At 57.2% G+C, this 13,678-nt stretch carries 12 protein-coding genes and 1 riboswitch; of the genes, 3 read left to right on the top strand and 9 right to left on the bottom strand.

All coding sequences use genetic code 11. From position 1 onward, the window contains the following. Window positions 1–3 precede the first annotated feature (3 nt). From KBX14_RS00310 to KBX14_RS00275, 8 genes are all read right to left on the bottom strand, one after another. Window positions 4–1,050: a C40 family peptidase gene (locus tag KBX14_RS00310; protein ID WP_256041650.1), complete on the bottom strand. Its 1,047-nt coding sequence runs from the start codon at window positions 1,048–1,050 to the stop codon at window positions 4–6. A 125-nt stretch (window positions 1,051–1,175) separates the two neighbouring features. Next, on the bottom strand, window positions 1,176–1,919 hold the full coding sequence (locus KBX14_RS00305) for a C40 family peptidase (protein ID WP_256041649.1): 744 nt from the start codon (window positions 1,917–1,919) through the stop codon (window positions 1,176–1,178). 14 nt (window positions 1,920–1,933) lie between these two features. Next, window positions 1,934–2,105, bottom strand: a riboswitch (cyclic di-AMP (ydaO/yuaA leader). Between the two features lie 535 nt (window positions 2,106–2,640). Next, window positions 2,641–4,260 (bottom strand): cytochrome bc complex cytochrome b subunit, encoded by a 1,620-nt coding sequence (locus KBX14_RS00300; protein ID WP_256041648.1) that lies wholly within the window; start codon window positions 4,258–4,260, stop codon window positions 2,641–2,643. Continuing rightward, on the bottom strand, window positions 4,260–5,480 hold the full coding sequence (locus KBX14_RS00295; RefSeq protein WP_070362192.1) for a ubiquinol-cytochrome c reductase iron-sulfur subunit: 1,221 nt from the start codon (window positions 5,478–5,480) through the stop codon (window positions 4,260–4,262). Before KBX14_RS00295 ends, KBX14_RS00300 begins: the two co-directional genes overlap by 1 nt. Next, window positions 5,477–6,325, bottom strand: a complete 849-nt coding sequence (locus KBX14_RS00290) for a cytochrome c (RefSeq protein WP_070362191.1) — start codon at window positions 6,323–6,325, stop codon at window positions 5,477–5,479. Before KBX14_RS00290 ends, KBX14_RS00295 begins: the two co-directional genes overlap by 4 nt. A gap of 80 nt (window positions 6,326–6,405) precedes the next feature. Then, on the bottom strand, window positions 6,406–7,026 hold the full coding sequence (locus KBX14_RS00285) for a heme-copper oxidase subunit III (protein WP_176754846.1): 621 nt from the start codon (window positions 7,024–7,026) through the stop codon (window positions 6,406–6,408). Window positions 7,027–7,481: 455 nt separating this feature from the next. Continuing rightward, window positions 7,482–7,913, bottom strand: coding sequence for a cytochrome c oxidase subunit 4 (locus KBX14_RS00280; protein ID WP_070362190.1), 432 nt, complete (start codon window positions 7,911–7,913; stop codon window positions 7,482–7,484). Window positions 7,914–7,930: 17 nt separating this feature from the next. Continuing rightward, on the bottom strand, window positions 7,931–9,025 hold the full coding sequence (locus KBX14_RS00275; protein ID WP_070362189.1) for a cytochrome c oxidase subunit II: 1,095 nt from the start codon (window positions 9,023–9,025) through the stop codon (window positions 7,931–7,933). A 436-nt stretch (window positions 9,026–9,461) separates the two neighbouring features. Between KBX14_RS00275 and asnB the strand changes: the two genes are divergently transcribed. Both asnB and KBX14_RS00265 read left to right on the top strand, forming a co-directional pair. Further along, window positions 9,462–11,384 carry an asparagine synthase (glutamine-hydrolyzing) gene (asnB, locus tag KBX14_RS00270; RefSeq protein ID WP_256041647.1) on the top strand — a complete coding sequence of 641 codons (1,923 nt, stop codon included), beginning with the start codon at window positions 9,462–9,464 and terminating at the stop codon, window positions 11,382–11,384. A 13-nt stretch (window positions 11,385–11,397) separates the two neighbouring features. Next, window positions 11,398–12,390, top strand: a complete 993-nt coding sequence (locus KBX14_RS00265; RefSeq protein ID WP_071572448.1) for a S41 family peptidase — start codon at window positions 11,398–11,400, stop codon at window positions 12,388–12,390. A 76-nt stretch (window positions 12,391–12,466) separates the two neighbouring features. Here KBX14_RS00265 and KBX14_RS00260 read toward each other — a convergent pair whose 3' ends face one another. Then, a complete protein-coding gene (locus KBX14_RS00260; protein WP_070362187.1) occupies window positions 12,467–12,811 on the bottom strand; it encodes an iron-sulfur cluster assembly accessory protein in 345 nt (114 codons plus the stop codon). A 150-nt stretch (window positions 12,812–12,961) separates the two neighbouring features. Here KBX14_RS00260 and KBX14_RS00255 point away from each other — a divergent pair, with 150 nt between their 5' ends. Further along, window positions 12,962–13,669: a DUF3043 domain-containing protein gene (locus tag KBX14_RS00255; protein ID WP_070362186.1), complete on the top strand. Its 708-nt coding sequence runs from the start codon at window positions 12,962–12,964 to the stop codon at window positions 13,667–13,669. Window positions 13,670–13,678: the final 9 nt, after the last annotated feature.

Below are 13,678 nucleotides of genomic sequence, written 5' to 3'. Positions count from 1 at the left end.
TGCCTAATAACGGACAGCGCCCTGGACCGGCATCGAATTCAACGGGACAACCTGAACCGGAATACCGTAGTCAGAGGCATGCACAACCATGCCGTCGCCGATATACATGCCAACGTGCGTCACTCCCGGGTAATAACCGACAATGTCACCTGGCTGCAGGTCCCCCATGCTCACCGGCATGCCACCAGCAAGCTGAGCCTGCGAGGTACGCGGGATCGCCTTACCGTTCTGCCCGTAAGCCCACACCATGAGCCCAGAGCAGTCGAACGCCGACGGCCCCGTCGCGCCCCAGCCATAAGGCTTGCCAACCTGCGCGAGCGCGGCACCGACAACCCCATCCCCCACCGGAGGCAACGAGCCAGCATCAACGGGGTGCAGACGTCCCTCCCACAACGAACGCGCCTCCGGCGACAAATGATCGACGCGCGCCTCAATCTCCTCAATCTGTCCCTGCAGCGCCTCGCGCTCACGCTCGAGCTTCGAACGCTTTGAATCAAGGTCATTTCGGAGATACTGCGCTTCCGCAAGGGCTACGTTTGCAGCATTCGCCTTCGTTGCCGCGTCCTGGGCAGCGCCTTCGTACTCGCGGAGCACACTTTGCTGCTTGCGGGACAGCGAATCCAGGTACGCAGCACGGTCAATAGCAGTCTGGGGACTACCAGAGTCCAGCGTTGTAAGGATCACATCGGCCTGGACGTTGCGGTACCGGGACGCAGCGAGGCGGTCTACTTCCCTTTGGAGATCATCACGAGCGATTTTCGCAGCTTGGACTTGGGTACGCGCATCCGCCGCGTCAGACTGCAAGCGCTCAAGTTCCTCCGACTTCGCGGCAATATCATCCTCGACGCCCTTGAGCTCTTCTACCTTTGCGGTGACCTCATGCGAAAGCTCATCAACCTGATGAATCAGTTCTTCGACGTCATCCGCCACTGCGGACGGAGCAACAACGCTACTGCTCACAACGACAGAGAGCGATGCACCCAGCGCCACGCGCTTCCCCCAGGAACGCCCATTTGCAACATGACGCGCATGTAAAGAGTGTTTAGCCACTTAAAGCCCCTTCGCTGGCAAGAAAAACTATCACCAATATAGCGAGAGGGGCTTAAAGTTACAATCTTGTAATTCTTCTGCCGACCCCCACCACAATCGTTTGGATCGGCCGATAAATACCGAGCTCAGAAGCGCACAGCGGAGTGCACTGGCATCATGTGCAGTGGACGCTCAGCGACCGGAGCGTTGGTGTTCAGTGCATCAATGATAGTGCCGTTACCGGTGTAGATACCAACGTGGGAAGCGCCACCGTAGTAAGCCACGATGTCACCAGGCTGAAGCTGATCAAGCGGAACCGGAGTACCCGCAGCCGCCTGCGCCTGCGAGGTACGAGGGATGGACTTACCAGCCTGCGCATATACCCAGGAGGTGAAACCGGAGCAGTCGAACACGTTCGGGCCTGCAGCGCCGTATACGTATGCAGCACCAATCTTTGTACGTGCAATATCGACCAGGCGCTGACCAGCGGAGACCTGCGGCGCTGGAGCAACTGCCGGCGCAGCAACGTTTGCGGAGTATGCCTTCGCGACTGGCGCCTTGAACTGAGCCTCGACGTTTGCCAGCCATGCACCAAACGAAGGTACGTTGTTAACGCCAGGAACCGCACGAACCTGTGCAATTGCCGTTGGGACATCAGCATTGGACTTCTGACCTGCCAGGGATGGGATCCAAGCCTCGATGCCAGGAATCGCAGCGATGCCCGGCACGTCCTCAATACCTGGAACCTGAACAGCTACCGGCGAGTTCGGGACGCGAACCTCAGCCGCCTCTGCAGAGATTGGCGAGAGCAACGAGGCACCTGCAGCTGCTGCGGTCACTACCGCGACGTTACGTGCAGTGCTGTGTGCCTGACGACGGTGCTTAGCCATAATTGTAAAACTCCATATCTTCTCTTTTGCCGACCGAGTTAGCTGACGGGTTGGGCTAGAGAACCAGCCTTACGACTTCCACGGAAAACTCCGCTCTCGTTCGCATTCACCCCAGAGAGAAAATCCTGCTTGGGTCCCCGGCTTCCCGAAGCCACTAAGGCTCAGGGAATTAGGCGCTATATGTACTTACTGTTTGCTTTCAACGGCTGTTGCTGCAATGTCTCGATTAGGTTACGAAACGGAAACATCTTTGTCCAACGACACGGCCGTTATCGTTCCGTTATTTTTCCCTCCCCTCATTCCGCGCGAATTTTCCTGAGAACTACAAGCAGAGCGCCACAATGTACCGAACCTGACGAACGACCTTCTACCTGCGCTTTTGCGAACCTTCCTCACCTGTACACAGAGTGCCGATTTGGTAAGAATGCACTAAATCACTCTTATGTGACATTACTCACTAATATTGTGTAACGCTTCCATAACGCTTCGAAATGGCTTCAAATTCCTCCGCCTTCAGACGTGAAGCGGTGAGCCATTGCTCCGCATTTATACCAAGTGCCGTAACAGAACGAAGTCAGAAGTGGGCTCGTGTCATAGCACGGGCGAGATAAAGGTGCTGAGTTCCAAAAGTGAACTGACCAGACATACAAAAACGCCCTGGCCAGCTGTACTCTCGTACAACCAACCAGGGCGCCTTGAGCGACCGCTAGTGTGTTAGAGCCTATTCAGAAGCATTGCGGTCATCGAGGTGTTTGGTTTCCTCGAGCTTGCGCAACGTCTCGATCTCCTCATGGTGGTTCTCGCGCTGCGTGTCCCGGACGCGCTCGGAAACGCCAAGCTCAGCAGGCTTGAATTTACCGATGGTCCCGGAGTCAGCGAAGCCGAGCTGGTTGAGGCGCTTCGGAACCGGAGCACCAGCGTAATCGAGCGGCACTGGGTGTCCATGCTCGTCGACTGGGCCAAGCGGCTGGTGGATCTCCACAAAGGCACCGTTAGGCAGCTTCTTGATGATGCCCGTTTCGATACCGTGCTCCAGAACCTCACGGTCGGAACGCTGCAGACCAACACAGATACGGTAGGTCAGCCAGTATGCGAACGGCGGCAAGACAATGAGACCGATGCGACCGAACCAGGTCATCGCGTTCAGCGAGATCTGGAAGAAGTGAGCAACGTGGTCGTTGCCACCGGAAATCGTCAGCAACAGGAAGAACACGAGTGCCATCACACCGAGGCCGGTACGCACTGGAACGTCACGTGGGCGCTGCAGCAGGTTGTGGTGCGCCGTGTCACCGGTCACCTTCGCTTCGATGAACGGGTAGCTGATCAGCAGGACGACCATCACGCCACACATGAGGGCAACCCAGAAGGCACCCGGAATGGTGTACGGGCCGAGGTAGAGCTCCCACGCTGGCATGACACGAGCTGCGCCGTCAGTCCACAGCATGTAAACGTCAGGCTGCGAACCGGCGGAGACCTGCGACGGGTTGTATGGGCCGATGTTCCAAATGCCGTTGATGGTGGTCAGACCAGCCATAGCAGCGAGGACACCGAAGACAACCAGCATGAAGCCGATCGCCTTGACTGCGAAGACCGGCATAATGCGGATGCCAACAACGTTGTTCTCCGTACGGCCGGGGCCTGGGAACTGGGTATGCTTCTGGAACCAGACGAGCAGCAGGTGCGCTGCGATCAGAGCCAGGATCACGCCCGGGAGGATCAGAACGTGCAGGATGTAGAAGCGGTCCAGCATCAGGTCAGACGGGAAGTCGCCGCCGAAGATTGCCCAGTGCATCCAGGTACCGATGATCGGGATACCAACAATAATGGCAGACATAATACGGAGGCCAACACCAGAGAGCAGGTCGTCTGGCAGGGAGTAACCCATGAAGCCTTCGGCCATGCCGATGAGAATCAGGGTAACGCCGATGACCCAGTTAGCCTCACGTGGGCGGCGGAAGGCACCGGTGAAGAAGATACGCATCATGTGGGCGAACATCGCCATCATGAACATCAGCGCAGCCCAGTGGTGCATCTGACGAACGAACAGGCCACCGCGGACCTCGAATGAAATATTCAGAGCCGTGGCGTACGCGCGTGACATTTCCACGCCGTTGAGCGGTAGGTACCCGCCGTCGTAGATCACCTTCGTAATGGAAGGGTCAAAGAACAGCGCGAGGTAAATACCTGTCAGCAGCAAGATAATGAAGCTGTACAGCGCCATCTCACCGAGCATGAAAGACCAGTGGCTCGGGAAGACCTTATTCAACTGTGGCCGGAGGAAACCGGCTACCGTGTACCGCGAATCAACGTTGTCCGCGGCTTGTGCAAGTTTAGTACTCATTAGGATTTACGCTCCCAGAATGCCGGGCCGACGGGCTCGATGAAGTTTCCGTTGGCGATGAGGTAACCGTCTTCGTCAACAGTCACAGGAAGCTGAGGCAGAGCACGGGCAGCCGGTCCGAAGATCGGTTTGCCGTACTGCAGTGCGTCGAACTGCGACTGGTGGCACGGACAAAGGATGCGGTTCGTCTGCGCTTCGTAAAGCGAGGTCGGGCAACCAATGTGCGTACAAATCTTGGAGTATGCGTAGTAATCCCCGTAGTGGAAATCTTCCTGACCTTCACGCTCAACGACGCGGCGTGCGTCCTCAGAGCGAAGGCGGATCAGCATAACTGCGTTACGAGGGCCATGCAGCGAGTGCATGTGGTGTTCGTATACGTCGCGCTCTGGGTCGTAAATGTCACCATCGTTGACATCCTCCGGGTAGAGCGGGAATACCGTCTCCATGGAAGCAGCAGCGAGGTCTTCTGGACGCATACGCACCAGGCGGGAAACACCTGCCGTGGAGTAGTGCGAGCCAGCTACGCCTTCGTGCAGCTCGGCGATCGCGCCAGTGTCGCGACCGAGGTAAACCTTGACGCCCTTCTCCTGCATGGTCCACCCGTGTGTCCAAAGCGTGCCATCACCTAAGTAGTTAAGGTCGTGGCGCTTCTTCCACGGGTTTTTGATCATGCCACCGAGGGGTGCAACGACCATGAGGCCGGCGAGAACACCAGCGGTGCCAAGCAGACCCTTCATTGCCTTACGACGACCAAGGGTGGAAGTCTCCCAGGCATCATTCAGCAGAGCGGTCGTCGTGCGACGGTCCAATTCGGAAGAACGGCCGTCGTGACGACGCTGTACGGAGATCTCCTCAGGGATGAACTTCTTCACGTACTGGACAATCGCGATACCCAGGGCGGCAAAACCGACACCAGAAGTAAGGCCGAGCAGTGGCGTGTAAAGCGTGTAAACCCAAAGTCCTTCATCGCCGTGGAAGCGTGGCTCCCATGGCCAGAAGAGGTAGACACCGAGGAACGCGATTCCGCAGAGCACCGAAATAATCAACCAAATGTTGATTCCGAGTTCGGAAGACTTCTCGCGTGGGTCGCCATCAACTGGGAACCGCTCCTTGCGGTACGCAACGGTGACGTCGTCGAGTTCCGTGCCCAGAGCAGCGAGCTCCGCATTATTCATGCGGTCCAAATCTTGGGATGTGTAGTTCTTGTTTACTTCACTCATGAGCGCGATCCAATCCAGATAGCTGCGGCAGCAACGAGCGTTACGCCGATCATCCACATAGCCATACCTTCAGAAACTGGGCCAAGGCCACCAAGGGCGTAACCGCCAGGGCTTGGGGTTTCCTTCGAGGACTTAATAAACGCAATGATGTCGCGCTTCTCGTCGGCGCTGAGCTGGCGGTCCGAGAACTTTGGCATGTTCTGCGGGCCAGTCAGCATCGCCTGGTAGATCTCCTGCTCATTCGCTGGGTCCAACTCCGGCGCATACTTACCAGAAGACAGTGCGCCACCGCGGCCGGTGAAGTTGTGGCAAGACGCGCAGTTCAAGCGGAAGAGCTCGCCGCCACGTGCGACGTCGCCAGCCTGAATCTGGCCATCGTAGTTCTTACCGCGAAGCTCTTCCTTCGCGAGTGATCCGTCTGGGTTGTACACCAGCTCCGGTCCCCCACCGTTGGCAGCAACATAGGCAGCCAGTGCCAGTGCTTGAGACTCGGTGTAACGAGGACGCTTGCGTTCAGCCTGAGCGTCATTCGACATCATCGGCATACGTCCGGAGTTGACCTGGAAGTACACAGCACCTTCGCCGGTGCCGATCAGGGACGGGCCGCGGCCTTCAACACCCTGGAGGTTTGCGCCATGGCAAGTGATGCAAGCGACGTCGTAAATGTCCTTGCCTTCTTGAATCATTGCCTGGTCATCTTTTTGCGCAGTAGCGACCTGCGCGTTCGGGGCAAGCGCCGATGCGAGGAAACCCGCACCCGTGAGGCCGAGCGTCAAGGCTGCTGCACCAGCAAAGGTGCGCTGCGCCTTGCGCCGACTGCGCTTTTTCTTAGGTGATTTTTCCATCTTGTTCCCTTTGAGCGTCAGTGTCTAATACAGATAAATGGCCTTCCGTCATTTCGACGGCGACTCTACGTATCAGATACCTATTGAACGATATACAGAGTAATGAAGACGCCGACCCAAATTACGTCAACAAAGTGCCAGTAGTAAGAGGTCACCATTGCTGCAGTAGCTTGTGCCGGAGTGAACTTCGACTTAGATACGCGGAGCAGCACAACCACGAAGGCAATGATGCCGGCGGTCACGTGCGCCATGTGGAAGCCAGTGATGATGAAGAACACTGACCCGAAGACACTCGCCTGAATGGTCACGCCGTGCATGATCATTTCTCCCCACTCGAAAGCCACGAGTCCGAGGAAGACAACGCCAAGCGCGATAGTTACCGTGAACCATTTGCGGAGCCCAAAAACGTCACCCCTTTCTGCTGCAAATACGCCGAACTGAGAAGTCACGGAAGAAGACACGAGCACGATCGTGATGATCAAGCCGAACATCACGTTCAGGTGTGCCGTCTGGTTATCCCAGTCGCCTGCGGTCATACCGTTTGCACGCGAGGTGAAATACATCGCGAACAAACCGGCAAAGAACATCAACTCTTGGGCGAGGAACGCGATCGTGCCAACGCTGACCATGTTTGGTCGGTTCAGCGCCGGGACACGATTCTGCGGTGTCGCCATACCTTGGTTAGAAATTGCGGTCGTCACGCATGTGATTATCCCCTGTTTTCGGGTCAAAGTCATCTCCTTTCACCCACAAACTTTTCGGCAGATTTCGCGCTAACCTGCCTTTTCTGGCCTAATAGCGCTCGAAGGAAATAACTTTCTGCAATACCGGGAACTTTTCTAGCCACTCATCCGACTACATCAATGCAGGTCACAACTTTCTCGACTTCATTCAGCTCACTTTCGGCTGATTTTTAGGCAATCCAGGATTCTTTTTCATCGATTCTTTGCGGTGTTTCAAAAGTTCCCAATAGTGATGGGACTCACATTCCACCGCTGCCGTTTCCGCCTGCAGACCTACTTTCGTATGACCCCCAAGTGTTACGAATGAGTTCAACCGAAAGGATGAAAATAGCAAGCAAAAATCCCCTTCAGCCTTAGCTGAAGGGGATCAGTTTTCGCCGACACCTCCCGAAGGCGGGGAGGTCAGCGAATCTTTAGTGCTTCTCGCGCGGGATACCGTACTGCAGATTCAGCTGCGTAGTGGTCCACACGAGGAATACTGCGCCAAACACGACGAGCCACAGCTGCCAGAATGCAATTCCGAGTCCGAGGAACATAACCGCACCAGACATTGCGAACGGCCAGATGGAGCTTGGCGAGAAGAAGCCGAGCACGCCTGCGCCATCTTCAACCTCTGCCTCTTCCCAGTCTTCCGGAACAACGTCCATGCGACGCTCGGTGATGTCGAGGTAGACGGCGAGCATGAAGCAGAGCGCAGTAGCGAGAACCAAGCCAACGCCACCGACCCATTCGAGCCCGTAGAGGTAAGCATCTTCACCAATCCACGCTGTGCTGATCATGTAGAAGACTGCCATCAGCGCCAGGAAGGTACCGATTGCGTAGAAAACTTTTGAACCAGTTGCCATTTCTCTGCCTTCTCTTTCTATACCGTCGCGTTAGGGTCGTTGGTGTTGTTGCCGTCGCGGGTGCCGTGGCGGTCAGACACGAACGGACGTGTGGAGGTGGCGTACGGCGCTTCGCCGATGGATGCGAGCGCATCGGAGTTTGGCGCCTCAGGGTTGTCAATACGGAACTGAATGTACTGAGCAAACTTTTCTGGGGTCACGGCACGAACCTCGAAGTTCATCATCGAGTGGTAAGTACCGCACATTTCGGCACAGCGACCAACGAATGCGCCAGTCTTATCGATCTTCTCAATCTGGAATGCACGCTGCTGCTGGTTCACCTCTGGGTGAGCGTAGGTATCACGCTTGAAGAGGAATTCAGGAACCCAGAATGCGTGGTTCACGTCACCGGATGCGAGACGGAACTCAATCGCACGATCGGTTGGCAGGACGAGCACCGGAACCTCTTCGGTGGTTCCGAGAGTCTCAATCTCATTGAAATTGAGGTACGAGAGGTCACCGGTAGAAGTGCCGTGGATCGGGTTCGGGTTCTTAATGTTTTCGTCGTCGTACTTCGTTGCCTCGGCCTTGGCCTGACGCTCGGTGTCAACACCGTCATATGCCTGACCGTTCGAGGTGAACTCACCGTCAACGTTTGCGTAGCCAAACTTCCAGTTCCACTGGTATGCGGTTACGTCAACCGTCACCTTCGGGTCCTTGCCGAGGGCTGTAGTCTTCGTCTGCGCCTGGACGGTGAAGAAGAAGAGCACCATAACAATGACGATCGGAATGATCGTCAGTACAAGTTCCAGCGGCACGTTGTACTGGAGCTGCTTCGGGAACTCAGACTTGCCGCGCTTCTCCTGGCTCTTCGCGTTCCACTTGAAAATCGCGGTGAGGAACAAGCCCCACATGATGATGCCGATAATCCATGCTGCAACCCAGGTCCATACCCAGAAGTTGTACATCTGCTCACCCTCAGGGGTAACAGGATCTGGCCAACCCATATCCAGCACCTTCGAGAGCGCCTCTGGCGGTGCAACCTCACAGCCCGTCAGCGCGAGACCGCCCAGCAGGAGCGATCCGGCAACTGCGATTTTCTTCGCGAAGTTGCGGTCCTTTACCTTTTCCACGTGTGTCTGCCTTCCTGTCCACACTCGCTGTTTACGGCAGGACGCACAAACAGGTGCGCCCAAGCATTGTTACTCCGTCAGAATAGTGGATAAGGCGCATCGCCTCTGAATTCTTTTGATTTTGAGTCGAGGCAAGCATTCGTAGTCAGCTGACACCTTTTACCGTTAATGCAAAAGCCGTGCACTCAACGGGTTTTGCTTAAAACGGTACAAACGTCCTGGTAAGAGCTTTATTTTTCACTCAAATTGCTCAACCATAAGTTGGCCCCCTTTTGGGGACCGAATAAAGGATGAAGAATTTCCGCATTTTGGCGCTGGTTTCGTTGGTTCGCGCATCCCCTACAGAAAACCCTATTGTTGATTGGAAGAAATGCTTCGTGGCCCAGCGCTCCGCACGGCTGCGTACACCTTATATATAGGAGAGGTTTTCAAGTCTATGTGTGGCCTGTTGGCTCTACTCACCACAAACAGCAATGCTGCAAGCTTCGTGGAAGCCGCGGAACGCGCGTTGCCCTGCATGTATCACCGTGGCCCTGATGCCGCCGGCACCTGGAACGACGACCACGCCGTTTTTGGTTTCAACCGCCTTGCCATTATCGATCTCGAGCATTCTCACCAACCCCTACGCTGGGGCCCGAAGGAGAATCCGGAGCGCTACGCGCTGACGTTCAACGGCGAGATTTATAACTACATCGAGCTTCGCGAGGAACTGCAGGAGGCAGGCTACGATTTCAATACCTCGGGGGACGGCGAGCCAATCGTTGTTGGCTTCCACCACTGGGGAGAGAAGGTTGTCGAACACCTGCGTGGCATGTTCGCGTTTGTCATTTGGGATACCGAGACACAGCGTATGTTCGCGGCACGTGATCAATTCGGCATTAAGCCCTTGTTTTACGCCACTACCCCGGTCGGTACCGTGTTCGCCTCCGAGAAGAAGTCCATCCTAGAAATGGCTCCAGAGCTGGAGATAGGTCTCGACCTAGATCGGCGAGCTATCGAGCACTACGTTGACCTGCAGTATGTTCCCGAACCAGAAACGTTGCACGAGAGCATTCGACGCGTGGAGTCTGGCTGCACGGTGTCACTGACGCCTGGCGGTGAAGTCACATCGGAGCGCTACTTCAAACCACACTTCAGACCACAGCAAGTCCCACAAGGTCAAGAACAGAAGCTTTACGACAGGATCGCTCAGGCGCTCGAAGACTCCGTCGAGAAGCATATGCGTGCGGACGTCACCGTCGGTTCTTTCCTCTCGGGCGGCATTGATTCGACAGCGATTGCGGCCCTGGCGAAGAGGCACAATCCAAACTTGCTGACGTTTACCACCGGCTTCGAGCGCGAGGGGTACTCCGAGGTAGACGTGGCTGCGGAGTCCGCTGAGGCGATTGGTGTTGAGCACATCGTGAAGATTGTCTCGCCTGAAGAGTACGCGGACGCGGTGCCGAAGATCATGTGGTACCTCGATGATCCGGTCGCGGACCCTTCGCTTGTCCCGCTGTTCTTCGTCGCACAGGAGGCCCGCAAGCACGTCAAGGTGGTGCTCTCGGGTGAGGGTGCCGACGAGCTGTTCGGTGGGTACACCATCTATAAGGAACCGCTGTCGCTCGCGCCGTTCGAGAAGTTGCCGACGCCTCTTCTACGGGGACTGAACAGGCTAAGCCGTGTGCTGCCGGAAGGCATGAAGGGCAAGAGCTTACTCGAACGCGGTACGACCCCAATGGAGGACCGTTACTACGGTAACGCTCGTTCCTTTAACTTCGAGCAACTACAGCGTGTGCTGCCGTGGGCGAAGCATGAGTGGGACCACCGCGAGGTCACCGCGCCGATTTACGCCACATCGACAGAGATGGATCCAGTTGCCCGGATGCAAAACTTGGACCTGTTTACCTGGATGCGCGGCGATATCTTGGTCAAGGCGGACAAGATGAACATGGCGAACTCGCTGGAGTTGCGCGTGCCGTTCCTGGATAAAGAGGTCTTTGAAGTCGCGCAGACGATCCCGTACGACCAGAAGATCGCGCACGGCACCACCAAGTACGCGTTGCGTAAGGCGATGGAGCAGATCGTTCCGCCGCATGTTCTCCACCGCAAGAAGCTGGGATTCCCTGTTCCGATGCGCCACTGGCTGGCCGGCGATGAGCTCTTTGGCTGGGCGCAGGACACTATCCGCGATTCGCAGACCGACCATATCTTCGCCAAGGACCAGGTGCTGGAGATGCTCAAGGAGCACCGTGACGGTGTTTCCGATCATTCGCGTCGCCTTTGGACGGTGCTTGCGTTTATGATCTGGCACGGCATTTTTGTCGAGCATCGCATTGATCCGGGCATCGAGCACAAGGAATACCCGGTTCAGCTTTAAGGAGGACCTGCTCATGTGGACCAAGAAACGAGTACTGACCACCATCGTTGCGATGCTCAGCGCGTTACTGCTTGCAGTTGGCGCCGTGGCGTTCGTCTACGGTCCGACGCTCACCGCGATGCTGACGGGCACCGCTCGTTTCGCGGGGACACAGACGCCGAAGCGGTATAGCGCGACGGTGCTCGCGCTCGCCGAGCAGGGCATCTACGCCGACTCGACAGAGTTCGAGGAGGCGAAGGCCCGCGCAAAGGAGGCCGCAAAGCAGGCTGATACGCTTCACGACGTTTACCCCGCCCTCGAGGACGCAGTCAAAGCTGCTGGCGGGAAGCACTCCCGTCTGATTGAACCTGGTAACCCTAACCTCGGCTGGACTATGGAAGAGAAGTCGGAAGCCGCAGTCAGCGTCGAGGGCCGCGTTGCGGTGGCAACCGTGCCTGGCGTCGATCAGCACGATGATGTGCAGGGCTACGCAGACACGCTCGCAACAGGTCTGGCTTCCGCACGTGATGCCGGGGCATGCGGGGCGGTCGTTGACCTGCGTGGCAACGACGGAGGCGACATGGGTCCAATGGTCTCAGGCCTCTCCTCACTGTTGCCGGATGGCGCGGTGCTCGAATTCGTCTCTCGGACGAACACTACCCAGGTCACGGTTGAGGGGAACTCGGTGACCGGCGGCGGCACCCCGATCACGACTTCTGGCGGGAAGTGGGATGCGCCGGTGGCGGTCTTAGTCGATGGCGACACTGCTTCGTCGGGCGAGGCCACGATGCTGTCGTTCCGGGGGCTCGAGCACTCCCGCAGTTTCGGGTCCCCTACTGCGGGCTACGCGTCGGCAAACATGGTGTACGACTTCCCGGACGGCAGCCTGCTGATGCTGACTATCGCGAAGGACAAGGCACGCACTGGCGAGGAGTTCGCCGAAGATCCGGTGCAGCCCGACGTCGAAACCGATGTGCCGTTCGAGGAGGCCAAGCAGTGGCTCGACACCGAGTACGGCTGTAAATAGTCCGCGCAGACGAAACACCCCGCGCTCCCCTCAATCATGAGGTGGGCGCGGGGTGTTGGCGTCGAAAAGCTACTGCTTAGTTGAAGCTATCGCCGCACGCGCAGGCCGAGCCAGCGTTCGGGTTATCGATGGTGAAGCCCTGCTGCTCGATGGTGTCAGCGAAATCGATCGTTGCACCGGTGAGGTACGGCACGCTCATCTTGTCCACGACGAGGCGCACACCCCCGACAACGTCAGCCTTGTCGCCGTCGAGCTCGCGGTCGTCGAAGTACAGCTGGTAGCGCAGGCCAGCGCAGCCACCTGGCTGAACAGCAATGCGAAGCGAAAGGTCGTCGCGGCCTTCCTGGTCGAGCAGAGCCTTCGCCTTTGCAGCCGCTGCTTCAGTAAGGGTCACGCCCGTGGCAGAGGTAGGTGCAGTCATTCTTTCTCCTTGCTTAGCGAATATCTTCACGCAAGATGCGTGCTTCGGAGTGTGGCACTAGCGTACTCGCATCACACCGTCATCGTCTACAGCGTATGGGAGCGGGCGCTTATTCCCCACTTTCGGGGACGGCCTTGTAGCCTGTATAGCGTGAAACTTCCTTGGCAGAAATCTGATGAGGCTCCAGCCGCCGCTGCTGCCGCAGCGAATCGAGCGGAGACTCCCGAAACCGACGCGGAACCCGCGAAGAAGTACCCGAAGGGCTACACCCCTCCGAAGGGTCGGCCGACGCCGAAGCGCCTTGATCAGGAGATTAAGCGCGGCGTGGTCCGCGACCCCAACGCGACGACTCCCGCTCAGCAGTACCAGAAGAATAAAGAGCTGAAGAAGTCGATGTCGAAGGAGGAGTGGAAGGCATACAAGAAGCAGCAGCGCGAAGAGGCGAAGAAGCACAATCGCGAGGTCCAAGCCAAGATGGACGCTGGCGACGAGCGCTACCTCATGGACCGCGACCGTGGCGAAACCCGCCGCTTCGTCCGCGACTGGGTAGATTCGCGCCGCTTCATGAACAACTACGCGATGCCGCTGGCGATCCTGCTGTTCCTCATTCTCTTCATCGGCTCCTGGTACCCGGAGATCGCCGGCGCCATCGCTATTTTGCCGATGGTGTTTATCGTGCTGATTCTTGGTGAGGCATTCCTGATCGGCAAGCGTGCGAACAACGCTGTGCGCGCGAAGTTCCCTGGTACGGCTGATACCGGCTTCGGCCTTGGTATGTACGCGTTCTCTCGCGCGTCGCAGCCGCGGAAGTGGCGCTCGCCGAAGCCACAGGTGCGCATCGGCGAGACCGTGAACTAAACGGACAAA

The organism is Corynebacterium sp. CCUG 61414, assembly GCF_024453945.1.
Lineage (GTDB): Bacteria > Actinomycetota > Actinomycetes > Mycobacteriales > Mycobacteriaceae > Corynebacterium > Corynebacterium pseudogenitalium.
This window is presented reverse-complemented; position numbering and strand designations above follow the sequence as displayed.